The organism is Caulobacter sp. (genome assembly GCF_017744445.1).
Lineage (GTDB): Bacteria > Pseudomonadota > Alphaproteobacteria > Caulobacterales > Caulobacteraceae > Caulobacter.
Genome location: NZ_JAGIBH010000001.1, coordinates 49,406 through 66,216 on the forward strand (window position 1 = coordinate 49,406; position 16,811 = coordinate 66,216).

Sequence of the window (16,811 nt, forward strand, 5' to 3'; positions counted from 1 at the left end):
CGGGCGCCGGGACGCAGGTCCAGGATTGGGCGTCCTAGCGGCCCCAGGGGACCAGATAGCCCCAGGCGCCCAGCAGCACGCCCAGGAACACGAAGAGCAGGGCGGTGAAGGTGAAGGCCACCTTGCGGCCGCTGCTCCAGCTGTCGACCCGGCGGCCGCCGCGCCAGACCATCGGCAGGACGCCCAGGGTCAGCAGGCTGAGCACCGAGGCGACCAGGGCGCAGGCCGAGCCGCTGAGCAGCCAGCCCGAGGGCCAGCCGAAGAAGACGTTGGTCTGGTCGGCGGCCTTGACCGAGAACACGCCCATGCAGCCGGCCGAGATCAGCCACAGCACCGCCTGCATGGTCTGCATCTGGCTGGCGCGGGCCTGGACGGGCGTCTGGCGGGCTTCACGGCGATTGCGGAACATCACGCCCAGGATCGTGCCGATGCAGGCCAGGCCGGCGATCACGGCGGTCCAGCCCAGCAGGCCGGCCGAGCGGAAGAAGCCGACCCGCTCGTAGGTCGACCAGCCGCGGGCGGCATAGAAGCGCGAGGGGCGGTCGCCATTGGCGTCGAACACCAGGGTGAGCGCGCTGTCGACGGCCTTGAACACGCCGGGCTTGTCGGTGCCGTTGAACAGGGTGCTGACGCCACCGTCGGTGATGGCCAGACGGCCTTCGGGCGTGGCGCGAACCATGGCGCGGCCGACGATGCGGTTGGTGAAGCCTTCCAGCCCGCCATAGGCGCGGCGGGTGGTCAGATAGTCGCCTTCATAGGCCCGGGCCTGGTCGTAGCTGATGGCGCTGTCGGCCGGCACGGCCGGGGCGGGGGCGTAGAAGTGCTCGATGATCGTCGAGGGCAGGCTGGCGGGCAGGTTGGCGCCGCTATCGGTGTTGACCGACACGAAGATGCCCAGGCCCAGGTCGGGCACGATCACCAGGTTCGAATGGAAATACAGCGTCGCGCCGCCGTGGCCATAGCCGCGACGACTGCCCGGCAGCGCCATGTCCTGGAAGCCTGCGTTCCAGCCGGCCGCTTCCGGGGCGGGGCGGTACATCGGGGTGCGGAAGGCCAGCGCCGTCTTGGGCGAGAACACCGTCTTGCCGTCGATCGTCCCGCCGTTCAGCAGCAGGGTCATATAGCGCGCCATGTCGCCAGCGGTGCTGGACGCCGAGGCGGCCGGGGCCACCTGGCCCATGAACTCGCGCGGCTGGGTCTTCCAGCCCATCGGGGTCCACGAGAAGCCGTCCGACAGCTCGGCGGCCAGGGCTTCGTTCATCGGGGCCGGCAGGCGATCATTCCACGGCCGCGCCTCGCGGAAGGTCGTGTGGCTCATGCCGGCCGGCAGGATGATCTCTTCGCTGACCAACTGCTCGAACGGCTTGCCCGTGACGTTGACCAGGGCGGCGCCGGCCAGGGCCGCGCCGTAGTTGGAATAGCTGGGCAGCAGGCCCGGTTCGCGCACCCGGTTCGGACGTTCCTGGCGCAGATAATCGTTTAGCGGGCGCACGCGATTGGGATCGCGCTCGAACAGCTGGCCCAGCGAGCGGTCCTCGAAGCCCGCCGTGTGGGTCATCAGGTCCTTCAGGCGCACCGGCGTCTTCTTGCCCTGGTCCTTCACCTGCAGCGGCTGGGGCAGGTAGACATTGACCGGGCCGTCCAGGCGCATGCGGCCGGCCTCGATCTCGTTCATCAGGGCGATCCAGGTGAACGTCTTCGAGATCGAGGCGACGCGGAACAGGGTCTTGTCCGGATCGACCGGGCGGCGCTGGCCCAGGTTGGCGAAGCCGTAGCCCTTCTTCAGCACCACCTGGCCGTTCTGGACCACCGAGATGGTGGCGCCGGCGATGTGGTCGCGACTCATGGCGCGGCGGACGACGCCGTCGACGAAGGCTTCCAGCTCGGGGCCTGGCAGGGGGGCGTGGGCGGTCTGGACCGGCGGCGGAACGACGGCTGGCGCCGCGGTTGGCGCTGCCGGAGCCGGGGTGGGACGCGCGGCGGCGACAGCGGTGGTCGTCGCTGCTGCGGTTGCGGCCGGACGCGGGCGCACACGGCGCGGACGCAGGCTGTTATAGGGGCGTGGCGCGGAATTCAGGACGGGTTCGGAGGGCGCGGCAGGGGGCGGCGAAGCGTCCTGCGCCAGCGCCTCCGATCCTAACAAGGAGCAAAGTGCGATGAAGGCCGCCGCGAAGGCGGCCGCGGGCGAAACGCGCGACGTCAACGATGTCCCCTAGGTCGAAGCGGAAACTTCAAGGGATTGGTGTAACGCGCTGATCGCTGGGGTCAAACCCGTTCAGCGGTCACGGTGTCTTCGTTTTGCTCCGGTTGAACGCGTAGAGCGGCAGCATCGGGCGCAGGGCCGGGCCGATCCAGACCTGCGGCTCGGAGGCCGGTTCCGCTCCGGTCTCCTTCTCGCGACGGGCCACGCACGCCTGCACGCCCGCGCCCAGGGCCGCGAAGTCCTTGGCGCCGGGCGCCGTGGAGAGGAAGCAGTCGTCGAAATACGGATACTTATCGTCCTCGCCGCAACCGAAGGAGGCTCGGTCGGGGCGGGCGGCGGTCAGGATCAGCCGGTCGCTCTTCTGCAGCGGCGGGATGAACACGCCCGAAAAACAGGCGGAGATCACCACCACGCTGGGCCGGTCTGGGCAGGCGTCATCCAGCATGGCGGCCAGCATGTGCGGGCGCAGCATGCTGTCGCCCAGAATCGCGCCCTCGGGGCTGCCGTGCGAGCTGATGTAGAACAGGCAGCCGGCCTTGGCCGACTGGGCCTTGAAGCGCAGGGCGTCATAGATGGTCCGCGCGTCCGAAAGGCCTGGCGAGTCGGCGGGATAGCGCTGGGGCCGCACGGAGAACTGCTGGACGGCGTCCTTCTCGAAGCCCAGGTCGACCAGGGCGCGTGAGACGTCGCGGCGAGCGTTATCGAAGGCCTCGGTCGGACCGCCGGAATGGGCGTGGAAGTCGCCGGCCACCACGACGGCGGTCCAGTTCGAGAACGGGCCAGCGGCGCGCGCGGGCTGCATCGGCGCGAAGAGCAGGGCCAGAAGTCCGATGACCGCCGCCGCTCCCCGCATCGACCGCTCCTACTTCTTCTTGAAGTTGGCGAAGGGCGTCGGGATCGCCGTGCCGGTCGACTTGGCCAGTAGCCGGCCCTCGGCGTCGTAGAGCTCGCCCTCCATGAAGCAGACCGTGCGGCCCCACTTCACCACGCGGCCAACGCCGCGCAGGGCGCCGGGCATGGTCGGGCGCAGGAAGCTGGTCTTCATCTCGAGCGTGGGCACGACATGGGTCATGCCCGAGGTGATCATGCCGGCGACCGACATGCACTCGTCCAGCATGGCGCAGACATATCCGCCCTGGATCTGCCCCATCGGGTTGCAGAGCAGCTCGGCGCGCGCCGTGAAACCGACCTCGACCTCGCGATCGGCCTGGCGCACGGCCAGGAGCTCGAAGCCCAGGGTCTGGGATCCGGTGGGCGCGTTCTTGGATGCGCGGAAGCGCGCGAGGATCGCCTCGTCCGTCAGGGTCTGCGGAGCGTCCGAGGCGATGTCGCTCATTTTTTCCGGAACTGGTCCAGCGAAACGATCTTGGGGCCCTCTTCGCCGCTGGGGGCGGGAGCTTCGGCCTCGGGTTCCGGCTCGGGCTCGTCCTCGATGACCTCGGGGGCGGTGAACTGCAGGGCGAACTGCACCGACGGATCGTAGAAGCGCGTCAGGGCCGCGTAGGGCACCGACAGGCGCTTGGGCTGGCCGCCGAACTTCAGCGTGACCGAGAAGAAGGTCTCGCCGGGCGCCAGGTCCCAGTACTGGTGCTGCAGGACGATGGTCATCTCGTCCGGATACTTGCCCAGCAGGTCCTGCGGGCCCGAGACCCCGGCCGCCTTGGTCTTGAAGGTGATGTACAGGTGGTGCGGCTCGGGCAGGCCACCGGGCGCGGCGGCCTTCTTCAGGGCCGCCTTGACCACGCCGCGCAGGGCGTCCTGGGCCATGGCCTCGTACTGCATGAGGTCTTCGGGCGGTTGGGTCTGGGACATGCGCTGGGTGGTACTTCGAACTGAAAACGAAGCTGGGAACGTAGCGCGTCAGGAGCCTCGCGCAAAGCGGGTCGTTTGTCATCCCGGACGTAGCGCAGCGAAGATCCGGGACCGCAGGGAGCGCAACCGTTTGCGGCCTAGCTTGCGGCGGTCCCGGCTCGGCAGGATCGCTTCGCGACCTTTGGCCGGGATGACAGTTTTTACGGAAAAGTGGAGGGATTCTGTTGGCAGGCTCCCTCCGGGCCCCGCCTAGGGATCTGAACCCCTAGGACTTAAGAGGCGAATTCACCTGCACCGCATTACGCGGCGACGGCGAACTCTTCAGCGAAGTTATCGTTCGCATTTAGAAAAATGACCCGGAACGGTGGATCAAGCCGAGAGAAAGCAGACACCTTTACACGTCTGTCGATGCTGATCGGCCCCATGCAGTCCCATGATAACTTGGGAGAGATTGGTGGAGCCGCCGGGAATCGCACCCGGGTCCAGTCCGCTTATTACGTGCGCGTTTATCCCCATAGTTCGGCCGAAGCCGGACATTTCCAATATAGGGGGTTCGTCCCCCCAAGGGAAGGGCGGGGTCTAAGCTGTCCCCAGGCTTAGGCGGCCATCCACCAGTGTGCCGCTGATCACCGCGCCGCGATCCTCGAACAGTTTCAGGCGCTCGCCGACCAGGACATAGACCCCGGTGAAGACGTCGGCGAAGTCGTCGCGGGTCTCGATGAAGCGGCCGTCGGCGCGCAGCTCCAGCGAGATGTGGCCGTCGGGCGAGGTCCAGACGCCGGCGACCGGGATGTGGGGAACGATGGCGGACATCATTGTCATGAGGCGATCCTCCAGGCGGTGGCGGCAGGGGCGGGCGTAGCAATCGGGAGCGCGGCGGTGGCGGCCGTCAGCGCGGCCGTCCCGCCCAGCAGGGCGACGACGAACCAGCGCGGAGCCGTCACGCCGCGCCGGGGCGTGTAGCGTCTCATCGCAGAGCTCTGATTTTGGGGTTGGCCGCGTTGGGAAGCGGAACGAGGCCAATATGCAGCACGGGTCCGTCCAGTCGGTAGACCGATGCTCCGGCATGATTGCACATTTCTCCGGAAGCGAACGGCGTCGCGTGACGGAGGATCGTGCAAGGCTTACAAATGGTCCTGTTCCAACAAGAGAAAAGCCATGAGCACGCGCGAGGCGCTGGCCGCCCTGATTGAACGATTCGCGCCGGACGAAGGCCCGGTCGAGACCTGCTGCCCCAGGGTCAACCTGTACCGGCTGCACGCGCCCAGCGAGCCGTCGCACGCCCTGCACGACCCGTCGTTCTGCGTGCTGGCGCAAGGTCGCAAGCAGGTGCTGGTCGGCGATGTCGCCCACGAATATGACGAGCGGAACTTCTTCCTGTCGTCGATCGACGTGCCGGTGACAGGGCGTGTGGTCGAGGCCTCGGCCGAGAAGCCCTATCTCAGCTTCCGCATCGTGCTGGACGCCAACCTGATCAGCGAGATGATCATGGAGGCGGGCCTGGCCGCGCGCCTGGACGCCGCCGCGCCGCTGGTCGGCGGCATGTCGGCGGGCGCGATGACGCCGCAGCTGTTCGACGCCGTCTGCCGGATGGTGCGCCTGCTGGACACGCCCGAGGACGTGGCGATCATGGCCCCGCTAATCGAGCGCGAGATCCTCTATCGCCTGCTGACCGGCCCGCAGGGCCCGCGGCTGGCCCAGATCGCCCGCCGCGACGGCCGCCTGCGCCAGGTCAATCGCGCCATCGGCTGGATCAAGCGCAACTTCGACCAGCCCTTCAGCATCGACGCCGTCGCCGACGAGGCGCGGATGAGCGCGTCGGCCCTGCACCAGCACTTCAAGGCCGTGACCTCGCTGTCGCCGCTGCAGTACCAGAAGCAGATCCGTCTGCAGGAGGCGCGCCGCCTGATCCTGGTCCAGCGCCTGGACGCGGCCACGGCCGGCCATACGGTCGGCTATGACAGCCCCTCGCAGTTCAGCCGCGAATATGCCCGCCTGTTCGGCGCGCCGCCGCTCAGGGACGTGGCGCGCCTTCGGGAGCAGCCGGAAGCGGCGGTGGGGGTGTAGGCACTTCTGCGTCGTCCGCCGCCACGGGGACCGCCGGTGGCTGAGGACGGTTGCTCTCGCCTGGGATCACCCGGCCGCCGGACTGGACCAGTGATTGGTAGGCCGTGTCCTGCCGCGAGAAGTCCGCGCCCCGAGGCAGTACGGCGTCAAAGCGCGGATCGCGGCCGGCGGCGGCGCCCAAGGCGGCGGAGAGGATGCGAGCGATCGAGCCGACCTCGGCGTCGTCGCAGGCTCTCCGCAGGTGGCGGGCCTGGCCAGGGACTAGCAGAGTGACATCCCACGACACGCCGTCGACGCAGAGGGCCGAGACGGCTCCGCCACTATAGTCGACGATCACGGATCGCGGCTGACCCCAGGCTGGGTCGGCAGGCAGTGACTTCAGCGGCGTAATCTGCGGCTCGGCGAGTTCGGCGTTGATGTCGACCCGGCGGCCGATCTCGGGCGTGCAGCAACCGAGACCGGCGCGGGCCTGGACGAAGGCGCGGCCGTCGCGGCGCAGGGTGACGCGGACCACGGCCTGGCGCACGCCGCGCGCGGGCCGGGCCCAGACCTCCAGGATCAGCTCGCCGCGCTTGACGACCTGGCTCTGCAGCGGCTGCAGACCCCAGAGGCGGTAGAGCAGGGGCTCGACACCGTTGTCGATCGGGATGGGGCGCTCGTCGCGTCCGAGCCGTCTGTTGTAGAGCGGCTCGAGCTCGGGCGGCGGACGCGGGACCTCCGGCGACCACCAGGTCGCCGGATCGGGTAGAGGCGCGGGCGGCGGGCCTTGCTGGACGGCGGCGAGGGCCAGCCCCGCGATCAGTCCTGTCAGGCCGCTCATCACCTACATCCCTTCGACGCCCCGCTCGATGGAAAGGACGCCCGTGCGGGAAAGTTCCACCAGGCCCAGCGGGCGCATCAGGTCCAGGAACTTGTCGATCTTGGACGGCGCGCCCGAGATCTCGAACACGAAGCTTTCCAGCGTGGTGTCGACCGGCTTGGCGCGGAAGATCTCGGCGATGCGCAGGGCCTCGACGCGGTCGACGCCCGAACCGCGCACCTTCACCAGCGCCAGCTCGCGCTCGACGCCGTTGGGGTCGCGGGTCACGTCGTGTACGCGGCGGACGTTCACGACCTTGTTCAGCTGGGCCTCGATCTGTTCCAGCACCTGGCGCGTGCCGCGGGTCACCACGGTGATGCGGCTGGTGTGGGCCTTGCGGTCAGTCTCGGCGACCGTGAGGCTCTCGATGTTGTAGCCCCGCGCGGCGAACAGGCCGACCACGCGGTGCAGGACGCCGGGCTCGTTGTCGACGAGCAGCGCGAAGGTGGCGGTCTGCTCGGCCTGGCCCGTGGGGCTAAGGTCATAGGCCGAGGCGGGGGCGGGTTGGACGTTGGCGGTCATGGATCGCTTCTATGCCAAAGGAGTGAGGGAGGGCGAGGGGGCTTAGACCAACCCAGCCCCATCCTCGCCGATGACATTACCGATGTCCTCGACCTCGCCCATGATCATCTCGTTGTGGGCTTTGCCGGAGGGGATCATCGGCAGGCAGTTCTCGTGCTTCTCGACGCGGCAGTCGAAGATCACCGGCTTGTCGCTGTTGATCATCTCCAGGATCTTGCCGTCCAGCTCCGCCGGGTTGTCGCAGCGAATGCCGACGGCGCCGTAGGCCTCGGCCAGCTTCACGAAGTCGGGCAGGCTGTCCGAATACGAGTGGCTGTAGCGCTCGCCGTGCAGCAACTGCTGCCACTGGCGGACCATGCCCATCCACTCGTTGTTCAGGATGAAGATCTTGACCGGCAGGTCGAACTGGATCGCCGTCGACAGCTCCTGGATGCACATCTGGATCGAGGCTTCGCCGGCGATGTCAACGACCAGCGAGCCGGGGTGGGCCAGCTGCACGCCCAGCGCGGCGGGCAGGCCGTAGCCCATGGTGCCCAGGCCGCCCGAGGTCATCCAGCGGTTCGGCTCCTCGAAGCGGAAGAACTGCGCGGCCCACATCTGGTGCTGGCCGACCTCTGTCGTGATGTAGACGTCCTTGTCCTTGGTCAGCTCGTACAGGCGCTCGATGGCGTACTGCGGCTTGATGACGGAGTCCGAGCGGCGATAGTTCAGGCACTGGCGGGCGCGCCATTGGTCGATCTGGGCCCACCAGTCGGTCAGGGCGGCCTTGTTGGGCTGATGGCCGCCGGCCTTCCAGGCGGCGATCAGGTCTTCCAGGACCGAGCCGGCGTCGCCGACGATCGGCAGGTCGACGCGGACGTTCTTGTTGATCGACGAGGCGTCGATATCGATGTGGATCTTCTTGCTGCCCGGCGAGAAGGCGTCCAGGCGGCCGGTGACGCGGTCGTCGAAGCGGGCGCCGACGCAGATCATCACGTCGCAATCGTGCATGGCGTTGTTGGCCTCGAACGTGCCGTGCATGCCCAGCATGCCCAGCCACGCCGGATCGGCCGCCGGGAAGGCGCCCAGGCCCATCAGGGTCGAGGTGACCGGCGCGCCGGTCAGGGCCTGGAACTCCCGCAGGGCCTCGCTGGCCTTGGGGCCGGCGTTGATGACGCCGCCGCCGGTGTAGAAGATCGGGCGACGCGCGCCGGCGATCATCTTGGCCGCCTCGGCGATGCGGCCCGCGTCGCCCTTGGTCTTGGGCGCATAGGCGTGGGTCGAGGCGACCTCGGTCGGACCGAAGTACTCACCCTTGGCGAACTGGACATCTTTGGGGATGTCGATCAGCACCGGGCCCGGACGGCCGGTGGTGGCGATCTTGAAGGCCTCGTGGATGATCTGCGGCAGGTCGCGGACGTCTTTGACCAGGTAGTTGTGCTTGGTGCACGAGCGGGTCATGCCGACCGTGTCGGCTTCCTGGAAGGCGTCGGTGCCGATCAGGTGGGTCGGGACCTGGCCGGTGATGACGACCATCGGGATCGAGTCCATCAGGGCGTCCATGATGCCGGTGATGGCGTTGGTCGCCCCGGGGCCCGAGGTGACCAGGACGACGCCCGGCTTGCCCGAGCTACGGGCGTAGCCCTCGGCGGCGTGGGTCGCGCCCTGTTCGTGGCGGACCAGGATGTGCTGCAGGCGCGGCTCGTGGAACAGCGCGTCATAGATCGGCAGGACCGCGCCGCCCGGATAGCCGAACAGGACCTCGACCCCCTGGTCCACGAGGCCGCGAACCACGATCTCGGCGCCGGTCATGGCGCGGTCGGTGGTCTGGGCGGGAGCCTTGCTCTCGATGGTCTGGTGGGCGGTCATGGGACGGGTCCGGTGAGGGAAGGGGCGGAAAGCTGGACTGGAGGTAGGCGGAAAAGAAAAAAGGTCCCGAAGGACCTTTGCGCGCGCGACCGAGCTACGACGTGACTTCGAGGTCACCCCGCGAACGGCCGCTCCATAAGTACGATCATGGTTTTGCGCACGAGTCTTGCTCCAAAGCTACGAAAGGGGTCATGACATGCGCCAGTCGGAGCGTCAAGGCGCGGTTTGCCGCAAGGATGTGCCTTTGCTGGGCGGTTGGTCTTACCGAAACTTCACGTGACAGGGGCAGGTTTTCCCCGCCACGGTCGCGCTCCTGAAATCGGGGAGCGTTTGTGTGTTCGGACGGCGTGAATTCTTGGCCGGGGCGGCCGCCTTGGGTTTGGTCGAAAACGCATCGGCGGCGGTGCTGTCGGGCGGCGCGGCGGACAAGGCGGTCGACGCTTTCCTCCGGACCCAGCCGTTCCAGGGCGTGGTGCTGATCGGCAAGGCCGGCAAGCCGATCTATTCCCGGACCATCGGGTTCGCGGACATCGAGGCCAAGCGGGCCACGACGCTGGACACGCCTTACGCCATCGCCTCCATCTCCAAGTGGCTGACCTCGACGGCGCTGCTGAAGCTGGTCGAGGCCGGCAAGCTGGACCTGGACGCGCCGATCACGACCTATCTGCCAGGCTACCGCGCCGACACGGGCGGCAAGGTGAAGCTGCGTCACCTGATGACCAACGTCAGCGGCATCCCGAACGGCTTCATCACCTGGACCAGGGCCAACCCGGATCCCGACCTCTTCAAGAAGCCGATGACGACCGACCAGGCGGTGACGCTGTGGTGCTCGGGCGACCTGGCCTTTGAGCCGGGGACCAAGTTCGACTACGCCCTGACCAACTGGATCCTGATCGCGGCGATCGTCGAGGCGGTGAGGGGCAAGGCCTATGCGGAGGCCATGGCCGAATTGGTGATCAAGCCGTTGGGCTTGACCCGCACCATGCCGGCCGATCCGGTCGACATCGCCATCTCGTACCGGACCCTGGAGCCGCTGGTCCGGCAGTCGAACGAGCGCTTCCCGTTCATGGCCGCCAGCGGTGGCTATGTCAGCACGGCGGGCGACCTGCTGAAGGCCGCCCATGCGGTGTTCGACGGCTCGTTCCTGCCGCCGGCGCGCAAGAAGGCGCTGCTGACCGTGGGCTGGCCCGATCAGGACTACGCTCTTGGTGGCCGGGTGAAGAGCCTGTTCGCGGACGGCATGCCCCGCGTCTTCGCCTGGGAGACGGGGCGGGCGGCGGGCTATCGCTCGGTGCTGGCGCATCGCTTCGACGACCAGACCACCGTCGTGCTGCTGAACAATACGAGCATCACCCAGAAGGCGATGGACGAGTTCGCCTACGCCCTGTTCGCGGTGGCCTAGGCTTCCAGCGCCTCGAGCGTCTGGGCCAGCTGCTCCAGCGCGAAGGCGGCGAAAGTCTGCATGTTGGCGGCGCGCTGGTCGCTGCCGGTCTCCAGGGTGGCGCTGAACGAGACCTCTTCGCCCACCACGGCAGAGCAGCAGTGGCCGGGCGCGTCGCCATAGCGGTTGCCATCGGGACCGGCGGCGCCGGTTTCCGACAGGCCCCAGTTGGCCTTCAGGTTCTTGCGCGCCACGCGGGCCAGCATCACGGCGTAGGGCTCGCTGGCCGAGCGCAGGCCGTCCATGGCCTTCTGCGGGATGTCCATCAGGGTCAGGCGAGCCCGCGCCGTATAGACGACCGCCCCGCCGACATAGAATTTCGACGCGCCCGGCACGGCCAGCAGCGCCGCCGAGATCAGACCGCCGGCCGAGGATTCGGCGATGGCGACGGTCTCGCCCCGGGCGATCAGGGCGGCGGCGACGCGTTCGGCGAGGGCGTTGAGGTCGGACATCTGGCTTCCTTGGTGTTGACCCCTCCATAGGCGCAAGTCGCGGGTCTGCAAACAGCGGCTATCGCCAAGATTGAGCCGGCGTGCTCATCATGGCCAAGCTCAACCTTGGAGACCTTCGTGCTGCTGCAAGATGTCCCGCCGCCGCCTGCCGCGACCGCCCCCGCCGCGCCCTTGCCCCCGCAACTGCAACGGCTGGCGCCCGTGGCGCAGAAGCCTAAGGCGTTGACCCTGGCCAAGGGCGGCCGGACCGAGAACGTTGTGGTGCGCTACCAGATCTTCCTGCGCACGATCGCCAAGCCGGGCGCGGTTCCGGCGACGCCGGAGGGCGTGACGCTCTCGGCTATCCCGTGCGCCTGGGTCGTCGAGTCGTACCTGCAGCGCGACCTCTGCTTCTATTCGATCTCGGGCTTCCTCGGCTGCGAGGAGGGCGCGACCAAGCCGCTGCAGGCGATCGAGAACGGGCAGGCCGATCTGCCGAGTGGCACGGCCTGCGAAGTCTTCGCCAAGCCGGTGACGGCGGCCGAGGACCGGGTGATCGCGACCCTGGACCGGATCAAGGACCAGATGTTCGACGAGGACTACCAGCTAGCCATCAAGCCGCGGCTGCTGAAAACCGGCGTAACGATCACGGAACGCTGACCTTCTCCCAGTCCGGCGTCTGGTTGCGGAACCAGGTCAGCTGGCGCTTGGCGTAGCGGCGGGTTTCCTGGCGGGCGGCGTCCAGGGCCTGGTCCAGCGTGGTCTCGCCGCGCACGTGGGCGGCGAACTCGCGATAGCCGACGGCCTTGAGGGCGGGGAGCGACGGATCCAGGCCCCGCGCCTCCATGGCCGCCACCTCGTCCAGGGCGCCGTGCTCGACCATCACCGCCAGGCGCGCGTCGCAGCGGGCGTAGAGGTCGGCGCGCGGCGGATCCAGCACCACGCCCTTCCAATCACCCGGCGCGATGGCCGGCTTGGTGTCGGTCTGCCAGGACGTCAGCGACTTCCCGGTGGCGATGGCCACGGCGTGGGCGCGGACCAGGCGCTGACGGTCGCCCACCTCGATGCGGGCCTCGGCCTCGGGATCCAGGGGTTTCAGGATCGCGCGGAAGTCTTCCTCGCCCCGGGCGGCGTAGAGCAGGCCGGAGATCTCGCGCTGGGTCTCGGGCACCGGCGGCACGTCGGCCAGGCCGTGGGTGAGGGCGCGGAAATAGAGGCCGGTGCCGCCGACGATGATGGCCGGATTGCCGCGTTGTTCGATCTCGGCGAGGACCTTGGTCGCCGCTTCCAGCCACCTGCCGACCGACCAGCCGACGGCGGCGTCGACCACCTCGAACAGATGGTGTGGGGCGCGGGCGGTCTCCTCGGGCGAGGGGCCGGCGGTCAGGACGCGCAGGCCCGCATAGATCTGCATGGAGTCGGCATTGACGATCTCAGCCCCGGTCCGCTGCGCCAAATCCAGCGCATAGGCCGACTTGCCGCTTGCGGTCGGCCCCGCGATCAGCCAGATGCGGGGCGCGATGTCCGAACTCAACACCATTCCGACCGTCCTCACCATCGTTGGGGCGAGCCCCGACGCATACGCACAAGCCGTTTCGCGCGTCGAAGCCAGGCTGTCCAGCCGTCGTGAGGATCTGGGGCCGTTGGCCGCGGACTTCTTCTTCGGCGACGGCGATCTGGACGCCTTGAAGGCCGACCTGGCGGACCTGCCGGTCGACTTCGCCGTCCAGTCCGCCGAGAACCGCAGGAAGCGCCTGCTGATCGCCGACATGGACTCGACGATCATCAACGTCGAGTGCCTGGACGAGCTGGCCGACTTCGCGGGCGTCAAGGCGCAGGTCTCCGAGATCACCGAGCGCGCCATGCGCGGCGAGCTGGCCTTCGAGGGCGCCTTGCGCGAGCGGGTCGGCATGCTGAAGGGCCTGGGCGTCGAGGCGCTGCAGAGCTGCTACGACCAGCGGGTCCAGCTGAACCCGGGCGCCGAGATCCTGGTCCGCACGATGGCGAAGCATGGCGCGCGCTGCGCCCTGGTTTCGGGCGGCTTCACCTTCTTCACCAGCCGGGTGGCGCAGGCGGCGGGCTTCCACCTGAACCGCGCCAACACCCTGATCGAGCTGGACGGCGCGCTGACCGGTCACGTCGGCGACCCGATCCTGGGCAAGGAAGCCAAGCTGGCCGCCCTGAACGAGGAGACGGCGGCGCTGGGCCTGACCCCGGCCGACGCCCTGGCCGTGGGCGACGGCGCTAACGACCTGGCGATGATCGAGGCCGCGGGCCTGGGCGTCGCCTACCGCGCCAAGCCGATCGTCGCCGCCCAGGCGCATGCCAAGGTCGACCACACCGACCTGACCACGCTGCTCTACTTCCAGGGCTACAAGACCGAGGACTTCTACAAGTGAGCTTTCCCCGCCGCGTGGACGCCGTCGTGTTCGACATGGACGGCCTGCTGCTGGACACCGAGATCGTCTACCGCGCCGCCATGATCGAGGCGGGCAACGTGTTCGGGGTGCAGTTCACCGGCGAGATCTACGCCTCGATGGTGGGCAAGACGACGCCCGAGTGCGGGGTCATGCTGCGCGAATTGTACGGCGAGGAGTTCCCGGTCCAGGCCTATTTCGAGCGCGTCTGGGCCGACGTCGAAGACCTGCTGGAGGCCGAGACCAAGCTGAAGGCCGGGGTCATTGAGATCCTCGATTACCTGGACGACCTGGGCATTCCGCGCGGCATCGCCACCTCGAACGGCATGGTCGCGGTCGAGAAGTATCTGGGCCGCTTCGACCTGCTGAGCCGCTTCAACGCGGTGGTCGCCCACCACGATGTGACCAAGCACAAGCCGAACCCGGATCCTTACCTGTTGGCGGCGGAACGCCTGGGCGTCGACCCGACCCACTGCCTGGCGCTGGAAGACAGCCACCCCGGCGTCCGCGCCGCCCACGCGGCCGGCATGATGACGGTGATGGTCCCCGACATCCTCGATCCCAACGAAGAGATGCACGACAAGTGCGTCCACATCGCCGACAGCCTGCACCACGTGCTGGATCTGCTGAAGGCGTCGGTGGAAGAGAGCGTCTAACTGGACGGCGGGATAATGATGACCGTGGTCGCCGCCTCGGCATTGCGGCGGCGCTGTTCGTCGCGCTTGGCGGCGCGGGCCTCGGCGGCTTCGGTGAGGATCTCGTGCCAGCGCTGCGGCTTGCCATAGGCGCCAGGGCTCAGGGGCGATTTCTTGGCCATGCGGTCATCTCCACAATCGCCGTTATCCTAGCACGTATCAGGCGCTCCTGCGCGTCTCGTCCTGCCGCGTCTCTTTGGGGCCGGGCAGCTCGATCGACCAGCCGCCCAGGAATTCAACCAGCTTGTCCAGGCCCATCGGCCGGGCGATGTGGTAGCCTTGGGCCAGGTCGCAGCCCATCAATTGCAGGACGGCCAGCCCCTCGCGGGTCTCGACGCCTTCGGCGGTGACCTTCATGCCCAGGCTGTGGGCCAGGTCGACCGTGGACTTGACCAGCAGGGCGTCCTTGCCGCCGGCCTCCAGGGTCATGACGAAGGCCTTGTCGATCTTCAGCTCGTCGGCGCGGATCTGCTTCAGATAGGCCAGGGACGACAGGCCTGAGCCGTAGTCGTCGATCGACACCGGGATGCCGGCCTCGGCCAGGCGCTCCAGCACCGACAGGGCCACGTCCGGATTGCCGATCACGGCCGTCTCGGTGATCTCGAAGCACAGGCGGGCGCCCGAGGCGGCGACCTGGGCGATGGCGTGCTCGGCGAAGGCGTGGTCGTCGATCAGGCGGCCCGAGATGTTCACCGACATCAGCACGTCGTGGCCGGCGGCGCGTAGTTCCGCCTGGTCCTTGATGGCCTGGCCCAGGACGTAGTCGGTCAGGGCGCGGATGTGGCCAGTCTCCTCGGCCATGCCGACGAAGAGGTCGGGGCGCAGGAAGCCGCGGGTCGGGTGGTTCCAGCGCACCAGGGCCTCGACGCCAGTGATCGCGCCGGTGCGCAAATCGAGCTTGGGCTGGTGGTTCAGGAACAGGGCGCCGTCGCGAACGCCCTGCAGCATCTCGCTCATCAGGGACAGGTTGGCCGAGGGATCGCCATAGGCGACCGGGTCGAAGACCATGATCTTGCGGTGCGCCTCGCGGCCCTGGTCCAGGGCGATCAGGGCGCGTTCGATCAGGCGCGAGGCGTCCATCTCGCCCTGGCCGGCATGGGCCAGGCCCTGGGTCATGTGGACGTCGACCAGTTCGCCGCCGACGCGGACCGGCTCGCGCAGGGCGGTGGCCGCGCCCTCGACCCGGACCTGGACCTCCTCGATCGCGGTCAGGTCCGAGACCACGCACAGGATCGAGGTGGTCAGGCGGCCGACGATCGCGGCGGGGGCCACGGCCTTGATGCGGCGGGCGATCTCGGGGAGCAGGGCGGTGGCGTGGTCGTAGCCGATGGCGGCGCGGACGGCGGGGAAGCGGTCCAGGCCGATGGCGTCGATGACCACGCGCTCGCCCGGCTTGGCGGCGGCCAGACGCTGGGCGATGACGGCCTCGATGGCCACGCGGTTGGGCAGGCCGGTCTCGTTGTCGTGCGAGGCCTGGTGGATCATGCGGGCTTCACGCTCGCGGATCTCCGAGGCCATCTGGTTGAAGCTCTGGGCCAGGCGGCCGATCTCGTCCTGGGTGGTGACCTCGACGCTGACGTCCTCGCCGTCGCGCAGGCGGCTAGCGGCGACGTCCAGGGCGGTGATCGGCTTGGCCAGGCCCCGCGACAGCGCCCAGCTGGCGGCGGCGACCAGGGCCGCGCCGATCAGCCCGACCGCGAGGACAGCGGCCATCAGCGGCTGGTAGGGCGCCATGGCCTGGGCCACGGGATAACGCAGCACCAGGGCCGCGCCGGAGCTCTTGTCCAGGGTGCGGATCGGCTTGACCAGCACCAGGCTGTCGGCGCCGCCGCGCAGCAAGGCCGGCGCGCGCAGCTTGTCGTGCATGGCCTTGGCCACGAAGGCGGCCAGCGGCTTGTTGACGGGGCCGGTGTCGGCCGAGACCCACTGCTCGCCGCGCTGGTCGAAGACCTGGGCGTCCAGGCCGATGGCCGACAGCTTCTCCAGGCCCTGCATCTCGGGCTCGTCCAGCTTGGCGGCGAAGACGATCCAGCCGGTCAGGGTGGGCGACAGGATGGGGGCGGAGATCAGCTGGTAGGGCTTGCCGTCGATGGCGAAGACGCCTTGCGCGTCGTCCTCGGCGTCCAGGGCGCTCCACAGCTTTTCGAGGTCCAGGCGAGCCGGGTCCAGACCCACGACCTCGCCGTCGACGCCGACGGTGAAGGCCAGGTCCAGACCCAGGCGCTGGCGCAGGTTGGCGATCGCCGACTCCACGGTCGGGCGGTCATGGGTGGCGACGGCGGCGCGGAAGCCGAAGTCGCGTGACAGCAGCTCGGCGCCGTCGTGCAGGCGCTGGTTGCGCAGGGTCCAGACGCGGTCGAACACCGTGCCGGACGCGGCCATCTCCTCGCGCACCGCCCGCTGGGCGTTCTTGGCGATCGCCACATAGACCGTCACCGCCACCAGGCTCAGCGCCAGGGCGAACAGCCCGGCATAGAGGACGGTGAGCTTGGTCTGCAGGCGCTGGAACATCGGCG

19 protein-coding genes and 1 other RNA gene are annotated in these 16,811 nt (G+C 68.6%); 5 read left to right on the forward strand and 15 right to left on the reverse strand.

Features of this window, described 5'->3' with window-relative positions; translation table 11 throughout:
• Positions 1 to 34 precede the first annotated feature (34 nt).
• The 7 genes from J7528_RS00285 to J7528_RS00315 form a co-directional block, all read right to left on the reverse strand.
• Complete coding sequence (locus tag J7528_RS00285; RefSeq protein ID WP_291870181.1) at positions 35 to 2,203, reverse strand: serine hydrolase domain-containing protein; 2,169 nt, start codon at positions 2,201 to 2,203, stop codon at positions 35 to 37.
• 79 nt (positions 2,204 to 2,282) lie between these two features.
• On the reverse strand, positions 2,283 to 3,056 hold the full coding sequence (locus tag J7528_RS00290; RefSeq protein WP_291870183.1) for a C13 family peptidase: 774 nt from the start codon (positions 3,054 to 3,056) through the stop codon (positions 2,283 to 2,285).
• Between the two features lie 9 nt (positions 3,057 to 3,065).
• Positions 3,066 to 3,539, reverse strand: coding sequence for a PaaI family thioesterase (locus tag J7528_RS00295; RefSeq protein ID WP_291870186.1), 474 nt, complete (start codon positions 3,537 to 3,539; stop codon positions 3,066 to 3,068).
• On the reverse strand, positions 3,536 to 4,015 hold the full coding sequence (locus J7528_RS00300; protein WP_291870188.1) for a ClpXP protease specificity-enhancing factor SspB: 480 nt from the start codon (positions 4,013 to 4,015) through the stop codon (positions 3,536 to 3,538). The genes J7528_RS00295 and J7528_RS00300 overlap by 4 nt, the downstream gene beginning before the upstream one ends.
• Positions 4,016 to 4,224: 209 nt before the next feature.
• Positions 4,225 to 4,589: a transfer-messenger RNA gene (gene ssrA, locus J7528_RS00305) on the reverse strand.
• 5 nt (positions 4,590 to 4,594) lie between these two features.
• Entirely contained in the window at positions 4,595 to 4,837 is a 243-nt protein-coding gene (locus J7528_RS00310; protein WP_291870190.1) for an Atu4866 domain-containing protein, read from the reverse strand.
• Positions 4,834 to 4,986 (reverse strand): hypothetical protein, encoded by a 153-nt coding sequence (locus tag J7528_RS00315; protein WP_291870192.1) that lies wholly within the window; start codon positions 4,984 to 4,986, stop codon positions 4,834 to 4,836. The genes J7528_RS00310 and J7528_RS00315 overlap by 4 nt, the downstream gene beginning before the upstream one ends.
• A gap of 187 nt (positions 4,987 to 5,173) precedes the next feature.
• Here J7528_RS00315 and J7528_RS00320 point away from each other — a divergent pair, with 187 nt between their 5' ends.
• Positions 5,174 to 6,082 carry an AraC family transcriptional regulator gene (locus tag J7528_RS00320; RefSeq protein WP_291870194.1) on the forward strand — a complete coding sequence of 303 codons (909 nt, stop codon included), beginning with the start codon at positions 5,174 to 5,176 and terminating at the stop codon, positions 6,080 to 6,082.
• Here J7528_RS00320 and J7528_RS00325 read toward each other — a convergent pair.
• From J7528_RS00325 to J7528_RS00340, 4 genes are all read right to left on the reverse strand, one after another.
• Positions 6,030 to 6,902, reverse strand: a complete 873-nt coding sequence (locus tag J7528_RS00325) for a hypothetical protein (RefSeq protein WP_291870196.1) — start codon at positions 6,900 to 6,902, stop codon at positions 6,030 to 6,032. The genes J7528_RS00320 and J7528_RS00325 overlap by 53 nt on opposite strands.
• Before the next feature lie 3 nt (positions 6,903 to 6,905).
• Positions 6,906 to 7,463 (reverse strand): acetolactate synthase small subunit, encoded by a 558-nt coding sequence (ilvN, locus tag J7528_RS00330; protein WP_291870199.1) that lies wholly within the window; start codon positions 7,461 to 7,463, stop codon positions 6,906 to 6,908.
• A gap of 42 nt (positions 7,464 to 7,505) precedes the next feature.
• Positions 7,506 to 9,311, reverse strand: coding sequence for an acetolactate synthase 3 large subunit (locus J7528_RS00335; protein ID WP_291870201.1), 1,806 nt, complete (start codon positions 9,309 to 9,311; stop codon positions 7,506 to 7,508).
• A 113-nt stretch (positions 9,312 to 9,424) separates the two neighbouring features.
• A complete protein-coding gene (locus tag J7528_RS00340) occupies positions 9,425 to 9,472 on the reverse strand; it encodes a hypothetical protein (protein WP_024265762.1) in 48 nt (15 codons plus the stop codon).
• 212 nt (positions 9,473 to 9,684) lie between these two features.
• Here J7528_RS00340 and J7528_RS00345 point away from each other — a divergent pair, with 212 nt between their 5' ends.
• Positions 9,685 to 10,713 (forward strand): serine hydrolase domain-containing protein, encoded by a 1,029-nt coding sequence (locus J7528_RS00345; protein ID WP_291870203.1) that lies wholly within the window; start codon positions 9,685 to 9,687, stop codon positions 10,711 to 10,713.
• Here J7528_RS00345 and J7528_RS00350 read toward each other — a convergent pair.
• Positions 10,710 to 11,204: a CinA family protein gene (locus J7528_RS00350; RefSeq protein WP_291870205.1), complete on the reverse strand. Its 495-nt coding sequence runs from the start codon at positions 11,202 to 11,204 to the stop codon at positions 10,710 to 10,712. The genes J7528_RS00345 and J7528_RS00350 overlap by 4 nt on opposite strands.
• A gap of 117 nt (positions 11,205 to 11,321) precedes the next feature.
• Between J7528_RS00350 and J7528_RS00355 the strand changes: the two genes are divergently transcribed.
• Positions 11,322 to 11,843, forward strand: coding sequence for a hypothetical protein (locus tag J7528_RS00355; protein WP_291870207.1), 522 nt, complete (start codon positions 11,322 to 11,324; stop codon positions 11,841 to 11,843).
• Here the strand turns inward: J7528_RS00355 and miaA are convergent.
• Positions 11,830 to 12,723, reverse strand: a complete 894-nt coding sequence (miaA, locus tag J7528_RS00360; protein WP_291870209.1) for a tRNA (adenosine(37)-N6)-dimethylallyltransferase MiaA — start codon at positions 12,721 to 12,723, stop codon at positions 11,830 to 11,832. The genes J7528_RS00355 and miaA overlap by 14 nt on opposite strands.
• On the opposite strand from miaA, the gene serB reads away from it, so the two are divergent.
• Positions 12,704 to 13,582 (forward strand): phosphoserine phosphatase SerB, encoded by an 879-nt coding sequence (gene serB / locus J7528_RS00365; RefSeq protein WP_291870211.1) that lies wholly within the window; start codon positions 12,704 to 12,706, stop codon positions 13,580 to 13,582. The two genes, miaA and serB, sit on opposite strands and share 20 nt — an antisense overlap.
• A complete protein-coding gene (locus J7528_RS00370) occupies positions 13,579 to 14,256 on the forward strand; it encodes an HAD family phosphatase (protein ID WP_291870214.1) in 678 nt (225 codons plus the stop codon). Before serB ends, J7528_RS00370 begins: the two co-directional genes overlap by 4 nt.
• Here the strand turns inward: J7528_RS00370 and J7528_RS00375 are convergent.
• Positions 14,253 to 14,417 (reverse strand): hypothetical protein, encoded by a 165-nt coding sequence (locus J7528_RS00375; protein WP_291870216.1) that lies wholly within the window; start codon positions 14,415 to 14,417, stop codon positions 14,253 to 14,255. The genes J7528_RS00370 and J7528_RS00375 overlap by 4 nt on opposite strands.
• Before the next feature lie 37 nt (positions 14,418 to 14,454).
• Positions 14,455 to 16,806 carry an EAL domain-containing protein gene (locus J7528_RS00380; RefSeq protein ID WP_291870217.1) on the reverse strand — a complete coding sequence of 784 codons (2,352 nt, stop codon included), beginning with the start codon at positions 16,804 to 16,806 and terminating at the stop codon, positions 14,455 to 14,457.
• Positions 16,807 to 16,811 lie beyond the last annotated feature (5 nt).